The organism is Rhodoferax sp. SPJ4 (assembly GCF_058216275.1).
Map to the genome: position 1 here is coordinate 383,940 of NZ_JBYZMN010000001.1, position 23,177 is coordinate 407,116.

Below are 23,177 nucleotides of genomic sequence, written 5' to 3' on the forward strand. Positions count from 1 at the left end.
CAGCCTCAGCTGGCCAGCGCGTCGATTTCCCGGTGCCGCTTCAGCGTGACCCACTGCGCCGCGAAATGCTTGGCCAGTTGTTCCACCAGGTAGACCGAGCGGTGCTGCCCGCCGGTGCAGCCGATGGCCACGGTGACATAGCTGCGGTGGTCGTTGGCCATGGCTTCGATCCAGGTGCCGATGAACTGCTCGATGTGGGCCCGCATCTGGTCTACCAGCGGTTGGCTGGCGAGGAAATGGGCCACGGCCGGGTCGCGCCCGGTCAGCGGCCGCAGGGCAGGGTCGTAATGCGGGTTGGGCAGCATGCGCACGTCGAACACAAAGTCGGCGTCGAGCGGAATGCCGCGCTTGAAGGCGAACGATTCGAACACCAGCGTCAGCTGGTCGCGCGGTGACTCGATCAGCGCCTTCACATAGGCCTGCAGCTGCGGCGCGCGGATGATGCTGGTGTCGATCACATGGGCTTGTTCGCGCAGGTCGGACAACAGCTCGCGTTCGTGCTCGATGGCCTCCACCAGCGCGCGGTGCTGGTCGGCGGCGTCGGCCCGTGACAAGGGATGGCGACGCCGGGTTTCGGAGTAGCGGTGCACCAGGGTGTGGGTGTCGGCGTCCAGGAACAAGCGGGTCAGTTGCAGGCCCTCGGTGTCGAGTTGCCGCAACTGGGCCGGCAGCAGCGGCAGCGAGTGGGCGCTGCGCACGTCGATGGCAATCGCGATCTTGGTGGCGTTGTGCTGGCGCTCCAGCGCGATGAAGGCGCCCAGCAGCTCTGGCGGCAGGTTGTCCACGCAGTAGTAGCCGGCGTCTTCCAGCACGTTCAGTGCCACCGACTTGCCGGAGCCCGACATGCCGGTGATCAGCACAAAACGCAGAGGGCTGCTCATGACCCCAGCAGCTCGCGGGCATGGGCCATGGTGGTGCCGGACAGCTTTTCGCCACCCAGCATGCGGGCGATTTCGGCCACCCGCTGCTCACCGGCCACGGCCGCCACCGCACTGGCCGGCGCGCCGCCCTCGCTGTGTTTGGACACCACCAGGTGGTGGTCGGCGCAGGCGGCCACCTGGGGCAAATGGGTGACGGCCATGACCTGGCGGTCCACCCCCAGTTGCTTCATCAGCCGGCCCACGGTTTCCGCCACCGCGCCACCGACGCCGGAGTCCACCTCGTCAAAAATCAGGGTCTGGGCCGTGCCCAGCCGGCTGGTGGTGACCGCGATCGCCAGCGCGATGCGCGACAGCTCGCCGCCCGAGGCCACCTTGCCCACCGGCCGCGGCGTGGTGCCGGCATGGCCGGCCACCAGAAAGGCCACCTCGTCCAGGCCGTGGGCGGCGGGCTCGTCGCCGCTGCTCACCGCCACCTGGAATTGCCCACCCGCCATGCCCAGGCCCTGCATGGCCTGGGTCACGGCCTGGGCCAGCTTGCTGGCGGCGGTGTTGCGCTTCTTGGACAGCGCGCGGGCCGCCGCCATGTAGGCCGTGCGGGTGTTGGCCTCGGCCGCGGCCAGGCTGTCCAGGTCGGTGGCAGCGTCGAGCTGCGCCAGGTCTTGCTGCCATTGCGTCAGCGTGGCGGGCAGTTCGTCCGGGCTGCGTTTGAAGCGGCGGGCCAGCGACACCCACAACGTCAGGCGCTGGTCCAGCGCTGCCAGACGTTCAGGGTCGGTGTCCACCCGGCGCAGCCAGGCGTGCAGCGAATGCGAGGCGTCCTCGGCCTGGGCCAGGCTGGACGCCAGCACCTCGGCGATGGCCTGGAACTCGGGCTCGATGTGGGCCTGGGCCTGCAGGCGCTGCAGGGCCTGGGCCAGCTGGGTGCTGGCGCCGCTGTCGTCGTCGTCCAGCCGGGCGGCGGCGGCTTCGGCGGTTTCTATCAGGGCCTGGGCGTTGGCCAGCCGGGTGTGGCTGGCGTTGAGTTCGTCCCATTCATGCTCGGCCGGTGCCAGCTTGGCCAGTTCGCCGAGCTGCCAGGACAGCCGCTCCCGCTCGTCGTGCAGGCTGGCCTGCGCGGCCTGGGCCTGGGTGAGCCGCTGGTGGGCGTCGCGCCAGGCCTGCCAGACGCTGGCCAGGCTGGCGCTGTCCACGCCGGCGTAGGCGTCCAGCAGGCCACGCACCGCGTCGGGCCGGGTCAGGCTTTGCCAGGCATGCTGGCCGTGGATGTCGACCAGCTGGTCGCCCAGCGCCCGCAGCTGGGTGGCGGTGGCCACGCTGCCGTTGACCCAGGCGCGGCTCTTGCCCTGGGCGTCGATGGTTCGGCGCAGCAGCAGCGTGGGGTTGGCCTCGAAGCCGTTGTCGTCCAGCCAGCCAGCCAGGTGCTCGACCTGGTCGAACTCGGCGCCGATGTCGGCCCGGGCCGCGCCTTCGCGCACCACCAGCGCGTCGGCCCGCGCCCCCAGGGCCAGCTGCAAGGCGTCGACCAGGATGGACTTGCCGGCGCCGGTTTCGCCGGTCAGCACACAAAAGCCGTCGGCCAGGTCCAGCTCCAGCCGGTGGACGATGACGAAGTCGCGCAGGCTGATGTGGCGCAGGCTCATGCCGCCACCCCCTCGTTCCAGTGGAGCTTCTGGCGCAGGGTGTCGAAATAACTCCAGCCGGTGGGGTGGAGGAAGATGACCTGGTGTTTGGAGCGGCGCACGGTGATGCGGTCGCCAATCATCAGCGAGGCCAGCGAGTGCATGTCGAAATTGGCGCTGGCGTCGCGGCCCGCGACGATCTCGATGGCGATCTCGCCGGAGTCGGCCAGCACGATGGGCCGGTTGGACAGGGTGTGGGGGGCGATCGGCACCAGCAGCCAGCCGGCAATCGACGGGTGCATCAGCGGCCCGCCGGCCGACAGCGCGTAGGCCGTGGACCCGGTGGGGGTGGCGATGATCAGCCCGTCGGCCCGCTGGTTGGCCAGAAAGCGGCCATCGACCTCGACCCGCAGCTCCACCATGCCGGAGGAGGCGCCGCGGTTGACCACGACGTCGTTCATCGCGGTGGCGTCATAGACGCAGCGGCCGTCCCGCACCACCTTGGCGTGCATCAGGCAGCGCCGGTCTTCCTCGTAATGGCCGCGCAGCATGGGGCCCAGCATGGCCTGGTAGCCGTTGAAGGGGATGTCGGTGATGAAACCCAGCCGGCCCTGGTTGATGCCGATCAGCGGCACGCCCGAGGTGGCCAGCTGGCGGCCCACGCCCAGCATGGTGCCGTCGCCACCCACCACCAGGCCCAGATCGCAGGTCGCGCCGATGGTCTGCACGTCCATCACCGGGTACTGGGTCATGCCCACGTTGGAGGCGGTGTCGCGCTCAAACACCACCTCACAGCCTTGTGCATCCAGGAAATGGGCCACATCTTCCAGGGCATTGCGCGACCCCAGGGCGTTGTACTTGCCAATGATGGCCACCTGCTGGAACTTGATCATTCACAAATTACATCACAACCTCCCTAAAATCCGGTGATGCTTGATGAACGCGCAAAGATGCTGATGAAGGCGCTGGTGGAGCGCTACATCGCCGACGGTCAACCCGTGGGGTCACGCACCTTGTCCAAGGCCTCGGGCCTGGACCTGTCGCCGGCCACCATCCGCAATGTGATGGCCGACCTGGAAGACCTGGGGCTGATTGTCAGCCCCCACACCTCGGCCGGCCGGATTCCCACGGCCCGCGGTTACCGCCTGTTCGTCGACACCATGCTGACGGCCCAGAAGCACGCGCTGCTGGGCTCTGGCGGGCTGAATCCGCCGATGCTGGCGCCCGACCAGCCACAGCGGGTGATTGCCAGCGCAGCCAACCTGTTGTCCAACCTGTCGCAGTTCGTCGGTGTGGTGATGGTGCCCAAGCGCACCTCGGTGTTCCACCACATCGAATTCCTGCGCCTGTCGGAGCGGCGGCTGCTGGTCATCATGGTGTCGCCCCAGGGCGATGTGCAGAACCGGGTGATTTTCACCGAGGTCGACCATTCGCAAAGCCAGCTGGTGGAGGCTGCCAACTACCTCAACGCCCACTACGCCGGCATGGCGATGGAGCAGGTGCGCGAGCGGCTGAAGCTGGAGGTGGAGCAGCTGCGCGGCGAAATCGCCACGCTGATGAAGGCCGCGGTGGACGTGAGTTCCGAGGCCATGATGGGCGCGCAGGACGAAGTGGTGATTGCCGGTGAACGCAACCTGCTGGCCGTCAGCGACTTCTCGCACGACATGGACCACCTGCGCCGCGCCTTCCAGTTGTTCGAGCAGAAGACGCAGCTGATGCGTTTGCTGGACGTGTCCAGCCGCGCCGAGGGTGTGCGCATCTACATCGGCGGCGAGAGCCAGTATGTGCCCATCGAGGAGTTGTCGGTGGTCAGTGCATCCTACGAGGTGGACGGCGAGGTGGTGGGCACGCTGGGCGTGATCGGCCCGACCCGCATGCCCTATGAAAAGATGATCCAAATCGTTGACATCACCTCCAAGCTGGTGGGCAACGCACTCAGTCACAACAACTAGCGCCGCCTACAATCAAAGGCGGGGGGCGTTAGCTCAGTTGGTTAGAGCAGAGGACTCATAATCCTTTGGCCGTTGGTTCAAGTCCAACACGCCCTACCAACTGTATTTTTTGGCTGGGGTAATAAAAATTCGAACGCCTGACGGATGACCCAAATCACCGTGCTAGAATACGAAGCTTAGCGGCTGTAGCTCAGCTGGATAGAGTACTTGGCTACGAACCAAGGGGTCGTGGGTTCGATTCCTGCCAGCCGCACCAAATGGAAAAGGGGTCTGCAATTGCAGACCCCTTTTTTCATTTCCGCGTGGATTTCAACGCGCCGACCGCCTGCACCGGCCAGGGTCTGGTACAACCGGCATCGATGACCCGGTGTTCCTCATGAGCAAAGCCTTCACCAAAGAATCCGATGACGACGAGGACGATGGCGCCTCGTTGCCGCCCCTGCCGGCCGGGGGCAAGAACTACATCACCCCCCAGGGCTGTGCGCGGCTGCGGGCCGAGCTGCTGTCGCTGATCGATGACGAGCGGCCCAAGGTGGTGGAAGCGGTGCACTGGGCGGCGCGCAACGGTGACCGCTCGGAGAACGGCGACTACATCTACGGCAAAAAGCGTTTGCGCGAGATCGACCGCCGCATCCGCTTTCTGACCAAGCGGCTGGAGATTGCCGAGGTCAGCGACCCCAGCCTGCACCATGGCAGCGACCAGGTGTTCTTCGGCGCCACCGTCACCTACTGCAATGACGCGGGCGATGAAAAAACCATCACCATTCTGGGCATCGACGAGGCCGACAGCGCCCAGGGACAGGTGAGCTGGATTGCACCGGTGGCCCGGGCGCTGCTCAAGGCGCGCGAGGGCGACACGGTGACGCTGGTCACCCCGGCCGGACCACAGGCCATCGAGGTGTTGGCGGTTTCCTACCCGGCGCCGCCGGGCTGAGAGCCGGCGTTGAGGCTTCAGCGCGAGGGCTGGGCCCGCACCGCCCGCAACACCATGGGCGTGCGTTTGAGCTGGCGCAGCGCGGCGTCCAGGTGGGCCACATCGCGCACCGACACCACAAAACGCAGGTCGGTGGCTTCCTGCACCGGCTCTTCGCCCATGTCCACATGGGTGATGTCGGCCTCGGCCACGGCCAGGGCCGCGGCCACCCGGGCCAGCACGCCCTTGCCGTTGGTCACCGTGACCACAATGCCGGTTTCAAAAGCGCGCACCGGCTCGTCGGTCCATTCCACGGTGATGAAGCGTTCGCTGTCCTTGTACTGCAAACGCTTGGCCACCGCGCATTCGGCGGTGTGGACCACCAGGCCTTCGCCCCGGCCCAGGTAGCCGACGATGGGCTCGCCAGGAATCGGTCGGCAACAGCTGGCGTACTGCACCGAGGCGTTTTCGCTGCCGTCCAGCACCACCGAGCCTTGCGACACGGTGTCGTGGGCGCTGTAGCGTTCGCGGGACATCAGCAGGGCGTCGGTTTTCTCACCGCGCTCGGACAGCAGGGCCACCAGGCGTTTGGCAATCATGGTGGCGATGCGTTTGCCCAGGCCGATGTCGGTCAGCAATTCGTCGCGGGTGCGGTTGCCGCTGAAATGCAGCAGCTTGTCCCACAGCGGCTGGTAGGCCGGGCTGTCGTCGGGAATCTTGTCCATGCCCTCGGCACGCACCGCCTGGGCCAGCAGCTTTTCACCCAGCGACTGCGACTCGCCCTGCGCCATGGTTTTCAGGTGGTGGCGGATCTTGGAGCGGGCCCGGCCGGTGCGCACAAAGCCCAGCCAGGCCGGGTTGGGCGCCGAGTTGGGTTCGGTCACCACCTCGACCACGTCGCCGTTTTTCACCTCGGTGCGCAACGTCACCTGTTCGCCGTTGACCTTGGCGCCCACGGCGCGGTCGCCCACGTCGCTGTGGATGGCATAGGCAAAGTCGACCACGGTGGCACCGCGGGGCAGGGCCATGATCTGGCTCTTGGGCGTGAACACGTAGACCGCGTCGGGGAACAGGTCCACCTTCACATGGTCCCAGAATTCGGTGGCGTCGTGGGTCTCGTTCTGGATGTCCAGCAGCGACTGCAGCCACTTGTTGCCCAGCCGGTCGGCGCTGGTGCTGCCGGAGTCGCTGGCCTTGTACAGCCAGTGGGCGGCCACGCCCGATTCGGCCACCATGTGCATGGCCTCGGTGCGCATCTGGAACTCGACGTTCACCCCCGACGGGCCGACCAGCGTGGTGTGCAGCGACTGGTAGCCGTTGACCTTGGCAATCGCGATGTGGTCCTTGAACTTGCCGGGCACGGGCTTGTAGAGCTGGTGCAGCACGCCCAGGGCGGTGTAGCAGTCAATCACGCTGGGCACGATGACGCGGAAGCCGTAGATGTCGGTCACCTCGGCAAAGCTCAGGTGCTTTTCCCGCATCTTGCGGTAAATGGAGTACAGCGTTTTCTCGCGGCCCGAAATGCGCACCGGGATGCCCTGGTTCTGGAACACCGATTCCAGCTCGTTCTGCACCTTCTGGATCAGGTCGCGCCGGCGGCCCCGCGCCTTGGCAATGGCCTTGGACAAGACCGTGTAGCGCCAGGGGCGCAGGTGGCGCAGCGCCAGGTCCTGCAGCTCGCGGTAGGTCTGGTTCAGGCCCAGGCGGTGGGCAATGGGGGCGTAGATTTCCAGGGTTTCGCGGGCCACGCGGCCACGCTTGGCCACCGGCACATCGCCCAGCGTGCGCATGTTGTGGCTGCGGTCGGCCAGCTTGACCAGAATGACCCGCACGTCGCGCGCCATCGCCAGCAGCATCTTGCGGAAGGACTCCGCCTGGCTTTCCTCGCGGGTGTTGAACTGCAGCTTGTCGAGCTTGGTCAGGCCGTCGACCAGCTCGGCCACCGGCGCACCAAAACGCTCGATGACCTCGACCTTGCTGACGCCACAGTCTTCGATGATGTCGTGCAGCAGCGCTGCCATCAGCGCCTGGGCGTCCAGCTTCCATTCGGCACACTGCTGGGCCACCGAAATCGGGTGGGTGATGTAGGGCTCTCCGCTGTTGCGCAGCTGGCCCAGATGGGCCTCGTCGGCGAAGCGATAGGCCTGGCGCACCTGCTCGATGTCGGCCGGCTCCAGGTAATCGAGCTTGGCCGTCAGCGCCGCGAAACTGGCCGCAGCCGCATTGGCAGCGGCCGGGTGGACGGGCTTGGCTTCGCCCGGTGCGGACGGCGTTGCAGTTTTCATGGTGGAAGGCTTGTTCTCAGGGGTCAAACCGTGTGAACAGACCCCAACTGTAACGGCTGGCGCCGGGCATCGCCGCCACCAACAAAAAAGCACCGCGTTGCGGTGCTTTTTGAAGGGTTTGTGAGGGGGCTCAGCCGGGCACTTTTTTCAGCATTTCCAGGCCCACTTTGCCGTCGGCAATTTCGCGCAGCGCGGTCACGCAGGGCTTGTTCTTGCTCTCCACCTTGGGGGCGTGGCCTTGGCTCAGCATGCGGGCGCGGTAGGTCGCGGCCAGCACCAGCTGGAAGCGGTTGGGGATTTTCTCGAGGCAGTCTTCGACGGTGATGCGGGCCATGGGGTTGCTCCAGAAGGTCAGGTGATGTTCAAGGCGGCGAAGGTTTGCGCCCGTGCTCGGCGCTGTGCCGCAAATCTGAGCCTTTGCGCGTGCACGATGGTCACGAGATCGGCCACGGCCAGGTCAAAATGCTCATTGATTATAACGAAGTCGAATTCCTTGGCCTGTCGCATCTCCAGGTCGGCGTTCTGCAGGCGCAGCGCAATCACCTCGGCACTGTCCTCGCCGCGGCGCTCCAGCCGGGCCCGCAACTCCTCCCAGCTCGGCGGCAGGATGAAGATCAGCACCGCGTTGGTGAACAGCCGCTTGATCTGCAAAGCGCCCTGGAAGTCGATTTCCAGCACCACATCGCCGCCGGCGGCCATGCGGTCCTGGATGGCCTGTTTGGAGGTGCCATAGCGGTTGCCATGCACCTCGGCCCATTCCAGAAACGCGCCCGACAACACCATGGTGTCGAACTCGTCTTTTCCGACGAAAAAATACTCGCGGCCGTTCTGCTCCTGACCACGCGGCTGGCGGGTGGTGTGCGAGATGGACGGCAGCACCGCCGCATCGGCCTCGCGCAAGGCCTTGACCAGGCTGGATTTGCCGGTGCCGCTGGGGGCCGCGACGACGAAGAGGTTGCCGGGGAAGTCCATGGGGTTTATTCGATGTTCTGAACCTGCTCGCGCATCTGCTCGACCAGCACCTTCATGTCGACCGAGATGCGGGTCAGCTCCATGGCGGCCGATTTGGAGCCCAGGGTGTTGGCCTCGCGGTGCAGTTCCTGAATCAAGAAGTCCAGTCGTTTGCCGACCTCGCCGCCTTTTTTCAGCAGGCGGTCGATCTCGTCCAAATGGGCGTCCAGCCGGGTGATCTCCTCGGCCACGTCGATGCGGATGGCGAACGCCGTGGCCTCGGCCAGCGCGCGGTCCTGCGCTGCCTCGGGGCTGACGCCGCCGCCGGCCAGGGCCAGGGTTTCCTGCCAGCGTTCCAGGAAACGCTGGCGCTGCTGGGCCACCAGCTGGGGCACCAGCGGCGTGGCCAGCTTGGCCAGTGCGCGCAGCGAGGCGGTGCGGTCCAGCAGCATCTCCACCAGGCGCTGGCCTTCGCGGGCCCGGGCGTCCAGCAAAGCGTCCAGTGCCTGCTGCATCAGGGCCACCAGCTCGGGGCTGAGGTCGCGCAGCGGCGCCTCGTCGGCGGTGGCCAGGCGCAGCACATCGGCCACGCTCAACGGGGCGGCCTGGGGCAGCCAGGCCTTGATGGTGTCCTGCAGCGAGCCCAGGCGTTGCAAGGTGGCGGTGGGTGGGTCGCGCAGCGGGGAGCCGCTGGCTGACTCCAGGGCCACCCGCACCTCCACCTTGCCGCGTTTGAGCCGGGCGGTGAGGCGTTCGCGCAGCGCCGGCTCCACGTGGCGCAACTCTTCGGGCAGGCGAAAAACCAGGTCGAGAAAGCGGCTGTTGACCGAGCGGATTTCCAGGCCCAGGCGGGGTCCGGCCTGGGGTGATGCGCCTTCGGCCGCGGGGGTCCGTTGAACGCTGGCATAGCCGGTCATACTGTAAACTGACATGGGCGTTCGCTGTCTTTCTGGTGGGGTCAATCGGCGCCGCGCCCTGCAGGTTTGCTGAGCGAAGTATCAAATTATGTCAAAGGTCAAACCCGCCTCCTTGCCACCCGACACCTTGATCGGTGGCTACAAGGTTGTGCGCAAGCTCTCCGCCGGCGGATTCGGCGTGGTCTACCTGGCCATTGGCAGTGACCACCAGAAGGTGGCCATCAAGGAATACCTGCCTTCGTCGCTGGCCTCCCGGGCCCCCGGCGAGCTGCTGCCACAAATCGTTCCCGAAAAGCTCTCGCTGTACCGGCTGGGCCTGAAAAGTTTCTTTGAGGAAGGCCGGGCCCTGGCGCAGATCTCCCACCCCTCGGTGGTGAGTGTGCTCAATTTTTTCCGCGAAAACGAAACCGTCTACATGGTGATGAACTACCTGGAGGGGGCGACCCTGCAGGACTTCATCATCGCCGCGCGCGAGCTCAAGCAGCCCAAGGTGTTCCGCGAGTCCACCATACGTTCGCTGTTCGACGAGATCCTGCGCGGCCTGCGCATCGTGCACCAGCACAAGATGCTGCACCTGGACATCAAGCCGGCCAACATCTTCGTCACCGACGACAACAAGGCGGTGATGATCGACTTCGGTGCGGCCCGCGAGGTGCTGAGCAAAGAGGGCAACTTCATTCGCCCGATGTACACCCCCGGTTTTGCCGCGCCCGAAATGTACCGGCGCGACTCTTCCATGGGGCCCTGGACCGACATCTACGCCATCGGCGCCTGCATCTACGCCTGCATGCAGGGCTACCCGCCCAACGACGCACCGCAGCGCCAGGAAAAAGACCGGCTGTCACTGGCCTTGTCCCGGCTGCGCGGCATCTACTCCGACAACCTGATCGAGGTGGTCGAGTGGTGCATGGCGCTGGACCCACTGGCCCGGCCGCAGTCGGTGTTTGCCTTGCAAAAGGAGTTGTCGCGCGAAGGCGAACGGCTCTACACCCAGCTCTCGATGAAAGAAAAGATGCGTCTGCAGTTTGACAACGTGGTGGCGGAAGCCCGCAAGACAGTGTTCGGTGGCCTCGGTCCGGGCCCGCGCGCCAAATGAAATTCTCGGTTTTTCAGCAGTCCCGCCGCGGTGGCCGGGCCGTCAACGAAGACCGCATGGGCTATTGCTACACCCGGGGCTCGGGCCTGTTCATGCTGGCCGACGGCATGGGTGGCCACCCCGAAGGCGAGGTGGCGGCGCAGCTGGCCCTGCAGGTCATCTCTTCGCTGTACGAGGCCGAGGCCAGGCCGCGCATCGCCGGGCCGGTGGAATTTCTGTCGCGCGCGGTGATGGCCGCGCAGGAGCGACTGCTGCGCTACGCCAGCGAGCGCGGCATGCTGGACACGCCGCGCACCACGTTGGTCACGCTGTTGTTGCAGGACGGCCAGGCCACCTGGATCCATTGCGGCGATTCGCGGCTGTATGTGGTGCGCAAGGGCAAATTGCTGCTGCGCACCCGCGACCATTCCTTTGTCGAGCACCAGGCCGCCGGCGGCCCCGAGGGAGTGAACCGCAACGTGTTGTTCAGCTGCCTGGGCTCGCCCACCGAGCCGGTGTTTGATTTGTCCCAGCCCTTTGTGCTGCACCAGGGTGACCGCCTGCTGCTGTGCTCCGACGGCCTGTGGGGCAACCTGTCCGACGAGGCCATCACCGAAGCACTGTCCATCGACCGACCGGTGGCCGACGCCGTGCCCGAGATGGTGGCCCAGGCGCTGCTGGCCGGCGGCAAGCGCTGCGACAACGTCACCGCGCTGGCGCTGGAATGGGAAACCCCCCACGCCATCGACACCGCTCCCGACGCCGGCGACGGCGACAGCGATGGCGGCTTTGCCTCCACCATCGCCGCCGGCCCGCATGACCTGCAGCTCGACGAGTTCGACGACGCCGCCATCGAACGCTCGATTGCCGAGATCAACGAGGCCATCCGCCGCAGCTCGGCTGGCCGAGGCTGACCACGGGCACCACCGTGCCCTTCCCATTTTTCACACGGACCCTTCCATGACCGATTTCATCCGCAGCGGCCAGCGCGCCCCCGACCAGTTGCGCCCGGTGCGCATCACCCGCCACTACACGGTGCACGCCGAGGGCTCGGTGCTGATCGAGTTCGGCAACACCCGGGTGCTGTGCACCGCCTCGGTGGAAGAAAAAGTGCCGGGCCACAAACGGGGCAGCGGCGAGGGCTGGGTCACGGCCGAGTACGGCATGCTGCCGCGCGCCACCCACACCCGCAGCGACCGCGAGGCCGCACGCGGCAAGCAGAGTGGCCGCACGCAGGAAATCCAGCGCCTGATCGGCCGCTCGATGCGCGCGGTGTTCGATCTCAAGGCCCTGGGTGAGCGCACCATCACGCTGGACTGCGACGTGTTGCAGGCCGACGGCGGCACCCGCACCGCCAGCATCACCGGCGCTTTCGTGGCCGCCAGTGACGCGGTGCGTTCGCTGATCGCCGCCGGCAAGCTCAGCGCCTCGCCCATCCTCGGGCCGGTGGCCGCCATCTCGGTGGGCCTGTTGCACGGCACGCCGCTGCTGGACCTGGAGTACACCGAAGACTCGGCCTGCGACACCGACATGAACGTGGTCATGACCGGCGCCGGCCATTTCGTCGAGGTGCAGGGCACGGCCGAAGGCGTGGCCTTCTCGCGCGCCGAGATGGACGCGCTGCTGGCGCTGGCCGAAAAAGGCATTGGCGAGCTGGTGGCCCTGCAGGCCGAAGCGCTGGCGAAATGAGCTTCTCCCAGCACAGCGGGGTGGCGGCATGAAACAGATCGTGCTGGCCTCCAACAACCGCGGCAAGCTGGCCGAGTTGCAGGTGCTGCTGGCCCCGCTGGGGCTGACGCTGGTGCGCCAGGCCGAGCTGGCCATTCCCGAAGCCGAGGAACCCTTCCGCACCTTTGTCGAGAACGCGCTGGCCAAGGCCCGCCACGCCGCCCGCCTGAGCGGTCTGCCGGCCCTGGCCGACGACGCCGGTCTGTGTGTCGATGCCTTCGGTGGCCTGCCCGGGGTGGACACCGCCTTTTATGCCACCCAGTTCGGCCTGGAGAAAGGCGACGACAACAACGTGCAGGCCCTGCTGCAGCAGATGCAAGGCATCGACAATCGGCGCGCCGCCATGGTCAGCACGCTGGTCGCGCTGCGCCGCGCCGACGACCCCGAGCCGCTGGTGGCGGTGGGCCGGGTGGTGGGCGAGATCACCCGCGAACCCATCGGCGAGAACGGCTTTGGTTTTGACCCGGTGATGCGCCTGCCCGAGTTCGGCCAGACCTTTGCCCAGCTGCCACCCGAGGTGAAGAACGCCCACAGCCACCGTGGCCGCGCCGCGGCGCAGATGGTGGCGCTGATGCGCGAGCGCTGGTTCGGCCTGCCATGAGCCTGCCCGACATTCAGCACTACATGCGCCCGGGCACGCTGCAGCTGCCGGCGCCACCACCGCTGTCGCTCTATGTGCACCTGCCCTGGTGTCTGAAGAAATGCCCGTACTGCGATTTCAACTCGCACGAGGCCAGTGGCGGCCTGCCGGAGCAGCGCTACCTCGACGCGCTGGTGGCCGACTTGGAGGCCGCACTGCCGCTGGTCTGGGGGCGGCAGGTGTTGAGCATCTTCATCGGCGGCGGTACGCCCAGCCTGTTTTCACCCGAGGCCATCGACCGTCTGCTGGGTGACATCCGGGCCCGGCTGAAGCTGGCGCCCGATTGCGAGGTCACGCTGGAAGCCAACCCCGGCACCTTTGAGAAAGACCGCTTCCGTGCCTTCCGTGGCGCCGGTGTGACCCGGCTCAGCGTGGGCGTGCAAAGCTTCAACGACCAGCACCTCAAGGCCTTGGGCCGGGTGCATGACAGGGCCCAGGCCCTGGCCGCGGTGGAAGAGGCCGCCCAGGCCTTTGACACCTTCAACCTCGACCTGATGTACGCCTTGCCCGGCCAGACCCTGGCCGAACAGGCGCAGGACGTGCTGACCGCGCTGGCGCTGGCGCCGCCGCATTTGTCGATCTACCACCTGACCATCGAGCCCAACACCTATTTCGCCAAGTTCCCGCCGGTGGTGCCCGAGGACGACCTGGCCTACGCCATGCTGGACCAGATCACCGAGATGACCGCCCCCAGTGGCCTGGCCCGCTACGAGGTGTCGGCCTATGCCCAGCCCGGCCACCGCTGCGTGCACAACCTCAACTACTGGCAGTTTGGTGACTACCTGGGCATTGGCGCCGGCGCCCACAGCAAGCTCAGCTTTGCCCACCGGGTGGTGCGCCAGGTGCGCTTCCGTGACCCGCAGCGCTACATGACCCAGGCGCTCAGCGGCGAGGCGGTGGCACAGAGCGACGAGGTGGGCCGGGCCGAGCTGCCCTTCGAGTACATGCTGAACGCGCTGCGCCTGAAAGACGGTTTTGCGCTGCTGCAGTTCAGTGAACGCACCGGCCTGCCCATCACCGCGATCCAGAAGGGCCTGGCCGAGGCCGAGCGCAAGGGCCTGATCGAGCGCGACTTTGCCAGCGTGCGCCCCACCACCCGGGGCTTTGATTTCCTCAGCGACCTGCAGGCCTTGTTTCTCGCCGAGTGAGGGCGCAGCCCGGTGGGGTGCGCCGGTTCAGGGCTTGACCGAGAAACCCTGCACCACCCAGTGCAGCGGGGTGTTGGGCTTCACATCGGCCGGCGTCAGCGGCGTGACCACGCCCCGCGAGGTGCTGCTGCCCTTGCTGAAGGCCCAGCCGGTGGCGGTGGGCTGGTATTCCAGTGCCATGCGCTCGACCTTGTTCAGCGTCAGGTCCTGCGTGTCCTCGGCCTCGGCCTGGTTGTCCTTGGGCTCGCCCACGCCGGACAGCAGGTCGAAGTTGGCGGTGGCGGTGAACACCGGGGTGTGGGGGTCGATCGGTTTCACCGCCCATTTGCTGTTGGTCACCCGGGCCTGGGTCTGCACCCACTGGCCCTTGTTCTCGGTGGCCTGCACCTGCACCATGGGGTAGGCCGCCCGGGTGGCGAAGCTCAGCGCGTTCTTGGTGAATTGTTCGGGGCTTTGGGCGGCGGCCCAGGCCGTGCTCAGGCACAGGGCGGCGGCCAGCATCAGTCGGGGGGTAGTCATGGCACGGGTCCTTGGCAGCGGCCTGCGGCAGGCCGGGTCTGGCGGAAGCGGTGAGATTCGAACTCACGGACGGTTGCCCGTCGCCGGTTTTCAAGACCGGTGCAATCGACCACTCTGCCACGCTTCCTTGGCCTGTATTCTAGCCCGCAGCCCCCTGGTGCCAGGGGGCCACAGGGCGGCTCAGGCCGTGATCAGGCCCTTGGTCTCGATGAAGCGCACCACCTCGTCCAGGCCGCTCAGGGTCTTGAGGTTGGTCATCACAAAGGGCTTCAGGCCCTGGGGCCCGGTGCGCATGCGCCGGGTGTCGGCGTCCATCACATCCAGGTTGGCGCCCACATGGGGGGCGAGGTCGGTCTTGTTGATGACGAACAAATCGCTTTTGGTGATGCCGGGGCCGCCCTTGCGCGGGATCTTTTCGCCGGCGGCGACGTCGATCACGTAAATCGTCAGGTCGCTCAGCTCGGGGCTGAAGGTGGCGGCCAGGTTGTCGCCGCCGCTCTCGATGAAGACGATGTCGGCGTCGGGAAACTGGGCCAGCATGCGGTCGATGGCTTCGAGGTTGATGGACGCGTCTTCGCGGATGGCGGTGTGCGGGCAACCGCCGGTTTCCACGCCCAGGATGCGTTCGGCCGGCAGCGCACCACTGACTGTGAGCAGGCGCTGGTCTTCCTTGGTGTAGATGTCGTTGGTGATGGCCACCAGGTCCCAGCGCGCACGCATGGCCTTGCAGAGCATTTCCAGCAGCGTGGTTTTGCCGGAACCCACAGGCCCGCCAATGCCGACACGCAGCGGCGGGAGTTTTTTGGTGCGGTGGGGGATGTGGTGCAGGGCCATGGTGTTCAGGAGCGGAAGATGCGGGAGTACTGGGTTTCGTGGCGGGCCGACAGAATGGCCAGCATGGGCGTGAAGGCCATGCGGTCGGCGTCGTTCTGCTGGAGGGCCTGTTCCACGACCGCCGGGATTTCGTGGGTGAGCCGGGCCAGCATGCGTTGGCCGGCGCTCTGGCCCAGCGGCACGGCCTTGATGGCGGCGGCCACCATGTTCTCGGCCCAGCCAAAGGCGAAGGCCAGGCAGGCGTCGTGCACGCTGGCCGGCACCCGGGCGGCGGCAAAGGCAAAGGCGACGGGCCAGGTGGGGGCCAGGCCGGAAAAGGCATCGGCCACGTCGCTGTGCTGCAGCTTGAGCCATTCCACCAGCGAGCGGCCCATCTGCTCGGTTTGCAGACGGAACTCGGCGCTTTCGCGGGTGGCCAGCAGCCAATGGGTCAGGTCGGTCAGGCGTGGCCTGTCATCGGCCCGCCAGGCGGCAATCGCCTGGGCCAGCACCGGCAAGTCGGCCCGGCCCAGGCCCAGCGCCAGCTGGTCCGACAGCCAGTTGGCCGCGTCATGCTCTGACGTCACCCGCCCGTGTTCGACCGCCGATTCCAGGCCTTCGGAGTAGGAGAAGCCGCCCACCGGCAGGGCCGGCGAGGCCAGCCAGATCAGCTGCAGCAGGCCGGTGGCCGACAGCGGCGAGGGCGCCATGCTCAGCCCGGCGGGCGGTGCTTGTGGAACTGCACCGCCACTGGCTGCACCGCGGGGGCGGCGTGGTCGTGGCCATGGTCGCCGTGGTTGCAGTTCGGACCATGCACATGCGGTGCCGGGGCCGCTGCGGGCATTGGGGCGTGGTCATGCCCATGGTTGCAGTCGGGGCCATGCACATGGGCTGCGGGGGTGGTGGCATGGCCATGGCCGCCACCGGCATAGGCGCCGTTTTCCGGCTCGAAGGGCGCGTCGACAGCGTTGACGATCAGGTGCATGGCCTGCAGCATCTCAGCCAGCACATGGTCGGGCTCAATCTGCAGGAAGTCGGGCGTCAGTTCAATGGGCACATGGCGGTTGCCCAGGTGGTAGGCGGCGCGCACCAGGTCAAACGGCGAGCCGTGCGCGCTGCAGGGGGTGATGCGCAGCACCGCCTGGGGCGCGGCCAGCACCCGCACCAGCGAGCCGTCTTCGGCCACCAGCACATCGCCGCCGCGCACCACCGTGCCGCGCGGTAGAAACACGCCCAGCCGGCGGCCCTGGCTGTCGGTGGCGTCAAAGCGGCTTTTCTGGCGCACATCCCAGTCCAGCGCCACCGTGGCGGCGCGTTTGAGAAGGACGGGGGCGAGGCCATGGCCACCGGGCAGGCATTTGGAAATGGACAGCATCAGAACAAAAAATAGCGTTGGGCCAGGGGCAGGACGGTGGCCGGCTCGCAGCTGAGCAGCTGGCCGTCGGCGCGCACCGCGTAGGTTTGGGCGTCGACCTCCATCCGGGGCAAGGCGGCATTGTGGACCATCTGCTGTTTGCGCACCCCGCGGATGTTTTTCACCGCACTGAGGGTTTTCTTCAAGTCAAAGCGTTCGCCGATGCCGGCCGCCAGGCCGGCCTGCGACACAAAGGTCAACGACCCCCGCGCCAGCGAGCCACCAAAGGCGCCGAACATCGGCCGGTAGTGCACCGGCTGCGGCGTGGGGATGGAGGCGTTGGGGTCGCCCATGGCCGCCATCGCAATGCTGCCTCCTTTGAGGATGAGCGCAGGCTTGACACCAAAGAAGGCCGGTTTCCAGACCACCAGGTCGGCCCATTTGCCTTCCTCGATGCTGCCGATCTCGTGGCTCATGCCGTGGGCGATGGCCGGGTTGATGGTGTATTTGGCGATGTAGCGCTTGACGCGGAAGTTGTCGTGGCGCGCGCTGTCCTCGGGGAGCTTGCCGCGCTGCGCCTTCATCTTGTGCGCCGTCTGCCAGGTGCGCAGAATCACCTCGCCGACCCGGCCCATGGCCTGGCTGTCGCTGCTCATCATGCTGATGGCGCCCAGGTCGTGCAGGATGTCTTCGGCGGCGATGGTTTCCTTGCGGATGCGGCTCTCGGCAAAGGCCAGGTCTTCGGCAATGGCCGGGTCGAGGTGGTGGCAGACCATCAGCATGTCCACATGCTCGTCCAGCGTGTTCACCGTGTAAGGCATGGTGGGGTTGGTGCTGGACGGCAAAAAGTTGGCCTCGCCCACCACCCGCAGGATGTCGGGCGCGTGGCCACCACCGGCGCCTTCGGTGTGGAAGGCGCAGATGCCACGGCCCTTGGTGGCGGCGATGGTGTCTTCCACAAAGCCCGATTCGTTGAGTGTGTCGGAATGGATGGCCACCTGGGTGTCGGTGGCGTCGGCCACGTCCAAACAGTTGCTGATGGCGGCCGGCGTGGTGCCCCAGTCTTCGTGCAGTTTCAAACCCACCACACCGGCGTTGATCTGCTCGTGCAGCGCGGCCGGCAGGCTGGCATTGCCCTTGCCCAGAAAGGCCAAATTCATCGGAAAAGCGTCGGCGGCCTGCAGCATGCGGGCGATGTGCCAGGGCCCGGGCGTGCAGGTCGTGGCAAAGGTGCCGGTGGCCGGACCCGTGCCACCGCCCAGCATGGTGGTGATGCCAGCGGCCAGGGCTTCTTCGATCTGCTGCGGGCAGATGAAGTGGATGTGCGAGTCCATGCCGCCGGCGGTGACGATCATGCCTTCGCAGCTGATGATTTCGGTGCCGGGGCCAATGACGATGTCCACGCCCGGCTGCACGTCGGGGTTGCCGGCCTTGCCGATGCGGGCGATGCGGCCGTCTTTCAGCCCGATGTCGGCCTTGACGATGCCCCAGTGGTCGACGATCAGCGCGTTGGTCAGCACCGTGTCCACCGCGCCTTGTTCCCGGGTCTGCTGGCTTTGTGCCATGCCGTCGCGGATGGTTTTGCCGCCGCCGAACTTGACCTCTTCACCGTAGCCCCCGGCGGCCAAGGTGAAATCCTTCTCCACCTCGATCAGCAGGTCGGTGTCAGCCAGCCGCACCCGGTCGCCCACCGTGGGGCCGAAGATTTCGGCGTAGGCACGCCTCCCGATGGTCGCCATGCTCAGAGCTTTCCTTGAACGAGGCCACGGAAGCCATAGACCAGCCGGCTGCCGGCAAGGTCCACCAGTTCCACCGTGCGCTGCTGGCCGGGCTCGAAGCGCACCGCGGTGCCCGACGCGATGTTCAGCCGCATGCCGCGCGCCGCCGTGCGGTCAAAGTTCAGGGCGCCATTGGTCTCGGAAAAGTGGTAGTGCGAACCGACCTGGATGGGCCGGTCGGCGGTGTTTTTCACCAGCACCGTCAGCGTGCGCCGGCCGGTGTTCAGCGCATGGTCACCGTCGTCAACGATCAATTCACCGGGCGTCATGGGCGCTCACTTGCGGCCGGCCAGCAACAGCGCGACGGCCAAGCCCAGCACCACAAAACCCCAGGCGTCGCTGGCATGGCCATGGGCGCCAACCAGGCCGTGACCGTCGTGGCAGAAAGCGGCGCTGGCCAGCGTGCCCAGCAGGGCGGTGGTGGTTTTTTTCATCGTGTCTCCGGTTTCAGAGAATGGGCTGGTGCACGGTCACCAGCTTGGTGCCGTCGGGGAAGGTCGCTTCGACCTGGATGTCGGGAATCATCTCGGCCACGCCGTCCATCACGTCGGCGCGGGTCAGCACCGCGCGGCCCTCGCTCATCAGCTGGGCCACGGTCTTGCCGTCGCGCGCACCCTCCATCACCGCGGCGCTGATCAGCGCCACCGCCTCGGGGTAATTGAGCTTCAAACCACGGGCCCGGCGGCGCTCGGCCAGCAGGGCGGCGGTGAAGAGCAGCAGCTTGTCTTTTTCGCGGGGTGTCAGTTCCATGGCGACGGTTCAGGGTTCAAAACATTATGGGGGAAGCCCTGCGCCTGGCCATACGCCAGATGGCCCATGGCGCCGCTGCGCTGGCGCGGCGGCACGCAGGCAAAATGCAGACGGACACCCCCGCTGTGAACACCGTCACCGACCCCCGCCTGAGCGAGCCCAGCCCGCCCGCCGCGCCCGACCATCCGGCCGCGCCACCGGCCGGCGTCGAGGCGCCGCAGCGCATCGTCAAGGTCAGGCGCGACTACAACGCCTGGGTGGGCCGCGAAACCCTGGAAGACTATGCGCTGCGCTACACGCCACACCGCTTCCGCAAGTGGTCCATCTTCCGGGTGGCCATCACCGCGCTGGGTGGTGCGGCGTCGTTCCTGATTCTGGAGGCCATCGGCGCCACGCTGCTGGTGCAGTACGGCTTCACCAATGCCGCGCTGGCCATCCTGGCCACCGGGCTGATCATCTTTCTGGCCGGCCTGCCCATCAGCATCTGTGCCGCGCGCTACGGCGTCGACATGGATTTGCTGACGCGCGGCGCCGGCTTTGGCTACATCGGCTCGACCATCACCTCGCTGATCTACGCCTGCTTCACCTTCATTTTTTTTGCGCTCGAGGCCGCGGTGATGGCCTATGCGCTGGAACTGGCGCTGGACATCCCGCCGCGCTGGGGCTATTTGGTCTGCGCGCTGGTGGTGATTCCGCTGGTGACGCACGGCGTGTCGGCCATCAGCCGGCTGCAGGTCTGGACCCAGCCGCTGTGGCTGGTGATGCTGGTCGTGCCTTTTGTGTATGTGTTCGCCAAGGACCCGGGCGCGTTCTCGGGCATCGTCGGTTTCAAGGGCCAGCACGGCACGGTCGCGGGTTTTGACCTGGCGCTGTTTGGCGCGGCGCTGACGGTGGGCATTGCGCTGATCACGCAGATGGGTGAGCAGGCCGACTACCTGCGCTTCATGCCGGCCAAAACCACCGCCAACCACCGGCGCTGGTGGCTGGGGGTGCTGGTGGGCGGGCCGGGCTGGGTGGTGGTGGGGGTGCTCAAGATGCTGGGCGGGGCGGCGCTGGCGTTTCTGGCCATCGGCCACAGCGTGCCGCCCGAGCGTGCGGTCGACCCCAACCAGATGTATCTGGCGGCCTACGAGTACGTGTTCCCGCACTACGGCTGGGCGGTGGCGGCCACGGCGCTGTTTGTGGTGGTGTCGCAGCTGAAGATCAACGTCACCAACGCCTACGCCGGCTCGCTGGCCTGGAGCAACTTTTTCTCGCGCCTGACCCACAGCCACCCGGGCCGGGTGGTCTGGGTGGTGTTCAACACGCTGATCGCCTTCATGCTGATGGAGATGAACGTGTTCCAGGCCCTGGGCGACGTGCTGGGCCTGTATTCCAACGTGGCCATCGCCTGGATGATGGCGGTGGTGGCCGACCTGGTGGTCAACAAGCCGCTGGACCTGTCGCCCAAGGGCATCGAGTTCAAGCGCGCCTATTTGTACGACATCAACCCGGTCGGCGTGGGCGCGATGGGGCTGGCCTCGGTGCTGTCGGTCAGCGCCCACCTGGGGCTGTTCGGCCCGCTGGCCCAGGCTTTCTCGGCGCTGATCGCCCTGGGCACGGCCTTTGTGGCCTCGCCCCTGATCGCCTGGGCCACCGGGGGGCGTTACTACATCGCAAGGACTGGCCCCCACGCCCCACCGCGGCGCGGGTCGCTGCCCCCCGCGGGGGCCGTCAACGCCTTGGGGCGGCCCGGCGGCGTTGGTTCCGAAGCCAGCGGCAGCTACTTTCGCCTGCAGCGCTGCGTGATCTGCGAACGCGCCTACGAGGGCCCCGACATGGCCCATTGCCCGGCCTACCAGGGAGCGATCTGTTCGCTGTGCTGCACGCTGGACGCGCGCTGCGGCGATTTGTGCAAGCCGCAGGCCAGCCTGTCGGCGCAATGGTCGGGCACGCTGCGCTGGCTGCTGCCGCGCCAGGCCTGGCCTTATGTGGAGACCGGGCTGGGGCATTTCTTGATGCTGATGCTGCTCATCGTTCCCTTGCTGGCGAGCGTGTTCGTGCTGTTTTTCTACCAGGAGCTGCGCACCTTCACCCAGCGCAGCGGCAGCCTCGGCCTGGACAGCACCGACCGGGTGCTGGACATGGCGGCCGGGGTGTTGCAGTCGGGCTTTCTGAAGACCTACATGGCCTTGCTGGTGGTGGCCGGCATCGTGGCCTGGTGGCTGGTGCTGGCCCACAAGAGCCGGCAGGTGGCGCAGGAAGAATCCAACCGGCAGACGCGTTTGCTGATGCAGGAAATCGAGTCGCACCGGCAGACCGACGAGGCCTTGCAACAGGCCACGCTGCAGGCCGAGCAGGCGCGTCGCCAGGCCGAGGATGCCCGCGCCGCGGCCGACCAGGCCAACCAGGCCAAGAGCCGCTACATCAGCGCCATCAGCCACGAACTGCGCACGCCGCTCAACAGCATCCTGGGTTATGCCCAGCTGATGGGCGAGGACGCCACCATCCCGCCGCACCGCAAGCAGGCCGTGCGTGTCATCAAGCGCAGCGGCGAGCATTTGCTGAGCCTGATCGAGGGCACGCTGGACGTGGCCCGCATCGAGGCCGGCAAGCTCACGCTGGACCAGAAACCCATGCGTTTTGCCGACTGCATGCACGAGCTGGCCAGCATGTTCGAGCCGCAGGCGGCAGCCAAGCAGCTGGCCTTTGGTTTCGAGGCCGACGGTGTGCTGCCCGAGCTGGTGCGGGCCGACGAAAAGCGGCTGCGGCAAATCCTGATCAACCTGCTGGGCAACGCCATCAAGTTCACCGCCCGTGGCGGCGTGCGCTTCCGGGTGCGCCATGCCCGCGAGCTGGCCAGCATCGAGATCGAGGACACCGGCCCCGGCCTGTCGCCCGAGGAGCTGGCCCGCATCTTCGAGCCTTTCACCCGCAGCGCCACCCTGGGGGCCAGCGGCCCCGCCGCGCCCGGTGCCGGTCTGGGTCTGACCATCGCCAAGATGCTGACCGACCTGATGGGTGGCGAGCTCACCGCCAGCAGCACACCGGGCGCGGGCTCGGTGTTCCGCGTCAAGCTGTTTTTGCCCGAGGTCCATGTGCCTGCCCGGGGTGGCCTGGCCACGCTGCCGCCCCGGCCGGCCACCCGGCCGCGCCATGCCTACGAGGGCCCGCGCCGCCGGCTGCTGGTGGTGGACAACGAAGAGGCCGACCGCGAGCTGCTGCAAAGCCTGCTGGAGCCGCTGGGCTTTGAGCTGCGCAGCGCCGCCAGCGGCCATGACGCGCTGGACCTGATCGCCGCCGGCTACCGGCCCGACGCCATCCTGATGGACCTGGCCATGCCCGGCATCGACGGCTGGGAAACCCTGCGCCGCCTGCGGGGCCTGCTGCCGGCGCTGCTGCCCGCCGCCGGGCCGCCCCAAGGCGGGCAAGCCCCCTCGGGGGGCAGCGCATCACACGCAGTGGACAGCGTGCGGGCCATTGCCGTCGCCATCGTGTCGGCCAATGCCTTCGACAAGGGCCTGGACAACGACGCCGGCATTCCGCCCGAAGACTTTGTGCTCAAGCCGGTGCGGCATTCCGAACTGCTGGACTGGCTGGAGCGCCGGCTGGCCCTGCAATGGCTGGACCACACGCCGGCCGAGGCGCCGCCGGCCCCCACCACCCTGAGCCCTGGCAAGCGGCCGCCGGACGCGGCCTGTGCCGCGCTGCGCGAGGTGATTGGCCTGGGTTACTACCGCGGCATCATGAACGCGCTGGCCGAGATCGAGACCGCTCACCCCGACTGCGCCTCTTTTGTGACCCACATGCGGGGCCTGGCGCGGCAGTTCCAGTTCGAGGCCATGGGCCAGTGGCTGCAGGCGGCGGACAGCTGA

The 23,177-nt window shown here is 67.1% G+C and carries 23 protein-coding genes and 3 tRNA genes; 10 read left to right on the forward strand and 16 right to left on the reverse strand.

All coding sequences use genetic code 11. From position 1 onward, the window contains the following. Positions 1-5: 5 nt before the first annotated feature. Genes rapZ through AC4BAR_RS01865 form a run of 3 tightly spaced genes read right to left on the reverse strand, consistent with a single transcriptional unit; the run spans position 6 to position 3,393 of the window. Positions 6-881, reverse strand: coding sequence for an RNase adapter RapZ (gene rapZ / locus AC4BAR_RS01855; RefSeq protein WP_490626114.1), 876 nt, complete (start codon positions 879-881; stop codon positions 6-8). Continuing rightward, positions 878-2,521 (reverse strand): DNA repair protein RecN, encoded by a 1,644-nt coding sequence (gene recN / locus AC4BAR_RS01860; RefSeq protein WP_490626115.1) that lies wholly within the window; start codon positions 2,519-2,521, stop codon positions 878-880. Before recN ends, rapZ begins: the two co-directional genes overlap by 4 nt. Continuing rightward, a complete protein-coding gene (locus AC4BAR_RS01865; RefSeq protein WP_490626116.1) occupies positions 2,518-3,393 on the reverse strand; it encodes an NAD kinase in 876 nt (291 codons plus the stop codon). Before AC4BAR_RS01865 ends, recN begins: the two co-directional genes overlap by 4 nt. 36 nt (positions 3,394-3,429) lie before the next feature. Here AC4BAR_RS01865 and hrcA point away from each other — a divergent pair, with 36 nt between their 5' ends. The 4 genes from hrcA (at position 3,430) to greB (ending at position 5,386) form a co-directional block, all read left to right on the forward strand. Continuing rightward, positions 3,430-4,452, forward strand: a complete 1,023-nt coding sequence (gene hrcA / locus AC4BAR_RS01870; protein ID WP_490626117.1) for a heat-inducible transcriptional repressor HrcA — start codon at positions 3,430-3,432, stop codon at positions 4,450-4,452. Positions 4,453-4,474: 22 nt separating this feature from the next. Further along, a tRNA-Ile gene (locus AC4BAR_RS01875) sits at positions 4,475-4,551 on the forward strand. A gap of 80 nt (positions 4,552-4,631) precedes the next feature. Then, positions 4,632-4,708: transfer RNA gene (locus tag AC4BAR_RS01880), tRNA-Arg, on the forward strand. A 120-nt stretch (positions 4,709-4,828) separates the two neighbouring features. Then, positions 4,829-5,386, forward strand: coding sequence for a transcription elongation factor GreB (gene greB / locus AC4BAR_RS01885; RefSeq protein ID WP_490626118.1), 558 nt, complete (start codon positions 4,829-4,831; stop codon positions 5,384-5,386). Positions 5,387-5,403: 17 nt separating this feature from the next. On the opposite strand, the gene AC4BAR_RS01890 is transcribed toward greB, so the two are convergent. The 4 genes from AC4BAR_RS01890 to AC4BAR_RS01905 form a co-directional block, all read right to left on the reverse strand. Beyond that, positions 5,404-7,650 carry a RelA/SpoT family protein gene (locus AC4BAR_RS01890; protein ID WP_490626119.1) on the reverse strand — a complete coding sequence of 749 codons (2,247 nt, stop codon included), beginning with the start codon at positions 7,648-7,650 and terminating at the stop codon, positions 5,404-5,406. Between the two features lie 130 nt (positions 7,651-7,780). After that, positions 7,781-7,984, reverse strand: coding sequence for a DNA-directed RNA polymerase subunit omega (gene rpoZ / locus AC4BAR_RS01895; protein WP_490626120.1), 204 nt, complete (start codon positions 7,982-7,984; stop codon positions 7,781-7,783). Positions 7,985-8,001: 17 nt separating this feature from the next. Beyond that, the gene (gene gmk / locus AC4BAR_RS01900) at positions 8,002-8,622 is read right to left on the reverse strand and encodes a guanylate kinase (RefSeq protein ID WP_490626121.1); all 621 of its coding nucleotides are present in this window, start codon (positions 8,620-8,622) and stop codon (positions 8,002-8,004) included. A gap of 5 nt (positions 8,623-8,627) precedes the next feature. Next, positions 8,628-9,533 (reverse strand): YicC/YloC family endoribonuclease, encoded by a 906-nt coding sequence (locus AC4BAR_RS01905; RefSeq protein ID WP_490626122.1) that lies wholly within the window; start codon positions 9,531-9,533, stop codon positions 8,628-8,630. 73 nt (positions 9,534-9,606) lie between these two features. Here AC4BAR_RS01905 and AC4BAR_RS01910 point away from each other — a divergent pair, with 73 nt between their 5' ends. The 5 genes from AC4BAR_RS01910 to hemW are packed head-to-tail and all read left to right on the forward strand — an operon-like array spanning position 9,607 to position 14,109. After that, positions 9,607-10,614, forward strand: coding sequence for a serine/threonine protein kinase (locus tag AC4BAR_RS01910; RefSeq protein ID WP_490626123.1), 1,008 nt, complete (start codon positions 9,607-9,609; stop codon positions 10,612-10,614). After that, the gene (locus tag AC4BAR_RS01915; RefSeq protein WP_490626124.1) at positions 10,611-11,507 is read left to right on the forward strand and encodes a PP2C family protein-serine/threonine phosphatase; all 897 of its coding nucleotides are present in this window, start codon (positions 10,611-10,613) and stop codon (positions 11,505-11,507) included. The genes AC4BAR_RS01910 and AC4BAR_RS01915 overlap by 4 nt, the downstream gene beginning before the upstream one ends. Positions 11,508-11,553: 46 nt before the next feature. Further along, positions 11,554-12,282 carry a ribonuclease PH gene (gene rph / locus AC4BAR_RS01920; protein WP_490626125.1) on the forward strand — a complete coding sequence of 243 codons (729 nt, stop codon included), beginning with the start codon at positions 11,554-11,556 and terminating at the stop codon, positions 12,280-12,282. A gap of 28 nt (positions 12,283-12,310) precedes the next feature. Next, complete coding sequence (rdgB, locus tag AC4BAR_RS01925; protein ID WP_490626126.1) at positions 12,311-12,922, forward strand: RdgB/HAM1 family non-canonical purine NTP pyrophosphatase; 612 nt, start codon at positions 12,311-12,313, stop codon at positions 12,920-12,922. Beyond that, complete coding sequence (gene hemW, locus AC4BAR_RS01930) at positions 12,919-14,109, forward strand: radical SAM family heme chaperone HemW (protein ID WP_490626127.1); 1,191 nt, start codon at positions 12,919-12,921, stop codon at positions 14,107-14,109. The genes rdgB and hemW overlap by 4 nt, the downstream gene beginning before the upstream one ends. A 27-nt stretch (positions 14,110-14,136) precedes the next feature. Here hemW and AC4BAR_RS01935 read toward each other — a convergent pair whose 3' ends face one another. The 9 genes from AC4BAR_RS01935 to AC4BAR_RS01975 form a co-directional block, all read right to left on the reverse strand. Continuing rightward, positions 14,137-14,628: a hypothetical protein gene (locus tag AC4BAR_RS01935; RefSeq protein ID WP_490626128.1), complete on the reverse strand. Its 492-nt coding sequence runs from the start codon at positions 14,626-14,628 to the stop codon at positions 14,137-14,139. Between the two features lie 39 nt (positions 14,629-14,667). Next, positions 14,668-14,755 (reverse strand) — tRNA-Ser (locus AC4BAR_RS01940). Positions 14,756-14,808: 53 nt separating this feature from the next. Then, the gene (gene ureG / locus AC4BAR_RS01945; RefSeq protein WP_490626129.1) at positions 14,809-15,462 is read right to left on the reverse strand and encodes an urease accessory protein UreG; all 654 of its coding nucleotides are present in this window, start codon (positions 15,460-15,462) and stop codon (positions 14,809-14,811) included. Between the two features lie 5 nt (positions 15,463-15,467). Continuing rightward, positions 15,468-16,151, reverse strand: a complete 684-nt coding sequence (locus AC4BAR_RS01950) for an urease accessory protein UreF (RefSeq protein WP_490626130.1) — start codon at positions 16,149-16,151, stop codon at positions 15,468-15,470. Between the two features lie 2 nt (positions 16,152-16,153). Then, entirely contained in the window at positions 16,154-16,816 is a 663-nt protein-coding gene (gene ureE / locus AC4BAR_RS01955) for an urease accessory protein UreE (RefSeq protein ID WP_490626131.1), read from the reverse strand. Then, the gene (gene ureC, locus AC4BAR_RS01960) at positions 16,816-18,534 is read right to left on the reverse strand and encodes an urease subunit alpha (RefSeq protein ID WP_490626132.1); all 1,719 of its coding nucleotides are present in this window, start codon (positions 18,532-18,534) and stop codon (positions 16,816-16,818) included. Before ureC ends, ureE begins: the two co-directional genes overlap by 1 nt. Positions 18,535-18,536: 2 nt before the next feature. Then, entirely contained in the window at positions 18,537-18,842 is a 306-nt protein-coding gene (locus AC4BAR_RS01965) for an urease subunit beta (protein WP_490626133.1), read from the reverse strand. A 6-nt stretch (positions 18,843-18,848) separates the two neighbouring features. After that, on the reverse strand, positions 18,849-19,007 hold the full coding sequence (locus AC4BAR_RS01970) for a hypothetical protein (protein WP_490626134.1): 159 nt from the start codon (positions 19,005-19,007) through the stop codon (positions 18,849-18,851). A 13-nt stretch (positions 19,008-19,020) separates the two neighbouring features. Beyond that, positions 19,021-19,323 (reverse strand): urease subunit gamma, encoded by a 303-nt coding sequence (locus AC4BAR_RS01975; protein WP_490626135.1) that lies wholly within the window; start codon positions 19,321-19,323, stop codon positions 19,021-19,023. A 149-nt stretch (positions 19,324-19,472) separates the two neighbouring features. Here AC4BAR_RS01975 and AC4BAR_RS01980 point away from each other — a divergent pair, with 149 nt between their 5' ends. Beyond that, entirely contained in the window at positions 19,473-23,177 is a 3,705-nt protein-coding gene (locus AC4BAR_RS01980) for an ATP-binding protein (RefSeq protein WP_490627172.1), read from the forward strand.

Bases quoted from the DNA above. Each gene is read 5' to 3' on its own strand.
- rapZ (WP_490626114.1), bottom strand. From the start codon at position 881: ATGAGCAGCCCTCTGCGTTTTGTGCTGATCACCGGCATGTCGGGCTCC.
- hemW (WP_490626127.1), top strand. From the start codon at position 12,919: ATGAGCCTGCCCGACATTCAGCACTACATGCGCCCGGGCACGCTGCAG.
- rdgB (WP_490626126.1), top strand. From the start codon at position 12,311: ATGAAACAGATCGTGCTGGCCTCCAACAACCGCGGCAAGCTGGCCGAG.
- AC4BAR_RS01890 (WP_490626119.1), bottom strand. From the start codon at position 7,650: ATGAAAACTGCAACGCCGTCCGCACCGGGCGAAGCCAAGCCCGTCCAC.
- ureC (WP_490626132.1), bottom strand. From the start codon at position 18,534: ATGGCGACCATCGGGAGGCGTGCCTACGCCGAAATCTTCGGCCCCACG.
- AC4BAR_RS01950 (WP_490626130.1), bottom strand. From the start codon at position 16,151: ATGGCGCCCTCGCCGCTGTCGGCCACCGGCCTGCTGCAGCTGATCTGG.
- AC4BAR_RS01915 (WP_490626124.1), top strand. From the start codon at position 10,611: ATGAAATTCTCGGTTTTTCAGCAGTCCCGCCGCGGTGGCCGGGCCGTC.
- AC4BAR_RS01970 (WP_490626134.1), bottom strand. From the start codon at position 19,007: ATGAAAAAAACCACCACCGCCCTGCTGGGCACGCTGGCCAGCGCCGCT.
- recN (WP_490626115.1), bottom strand. From the start codon at position 2,521: ATGAGCCTGCGCCACATCAGCCTGCGCGACTTCGTCATCGTCCACCGG.
- AC4BAR_RS01975 (WP_490626135.1), bottom strand. From the start codon at position 19,323: ATGGAACTGACACCCCGCGAAAAAGACAAGCTGCTGCTCTTCACCGCC.
- AC4BAR_RS01935 (WP_490626128.1), bottom strand. From the start codon at position 14,628: ATGACTACCCCCCGACTGATGCTGGCCGCCGCCCTGTGCCTGAGCACG.
- gmk (WP_490626121.1), bottom strand. From the start codon at position 8,622: ATGGACTTCCCCGGCAACCTCTTCGTCGTCGCGGCCCCCAGCGGCACC.
- rph (WP_490626125.1), top strand. From the start codon at position 11,554: ATGACCGATTTCATCCGCAGCGGCCAGCGCGCCCCCGACCAGTTGCGC.
- rpoZ (WP_490626120.1), bottom strand. From the start codon at position 7,984: ATGGCCCGCATCACCGTCGAAGACTGCCTCGAGAAAATCCCCAACCGC.
- AC4BAR_RS01910 (WP_490626123.1), top strand. From the start codon at position 9,607: ATGTCAAAGGTCAAACCCGCCTCCTTGCCACCCGACACCTTGATCGGT.
- ureG (WP_490626129.1), bottom strand. From the start codon at position 15,462: ATGGCCCTGCACCACATCCCCCACCGCACCAAAAAACTCCCGCCGCTG.
- greB (WP_490626118.1), top strand. From the start codon at position 4,829: ATGAGCAAAGCCTTCACCAAAGAATCCGATGACGACGAGGACGATGGC.
- AC4BAR_RS01865 (WP_490626116.1), bottom strand. From the start codon at position 3,393: ATGATCAAGTTCCAGCAGGTGGCCATCATTGGCAAGTACAACGCCCTG.
- AC4BAR_RS01965 (WP_490626133.1), bottom strand. From the start codon at position 18,842: ATGACGCCCGGTGAATTGATCGTTGACGACGGTGACCATGCGCTGAAC.
- ureE (WP_490626131.1), bottom strand. From the start codon at position 16,816: ATGCTGTCCATTTCCAAATGCCTGCCCGGTGGCCATGGCCTCGCCCCC.
- hrcA (WP_490626117.1), top strand. From the start codon at position 3,430: ATGCTTGATGAACGCGCAAAGATGCTGATGAAGGCGCTGGTGGAGCGC.
- AC4BAR_RS01905 (WP_490626122.1), bottom strand. From the start codon at position 9,533: ATGTCAGTTTACAGTATGACCGGCTATGCCAGCGTTCAACGGACCCCC.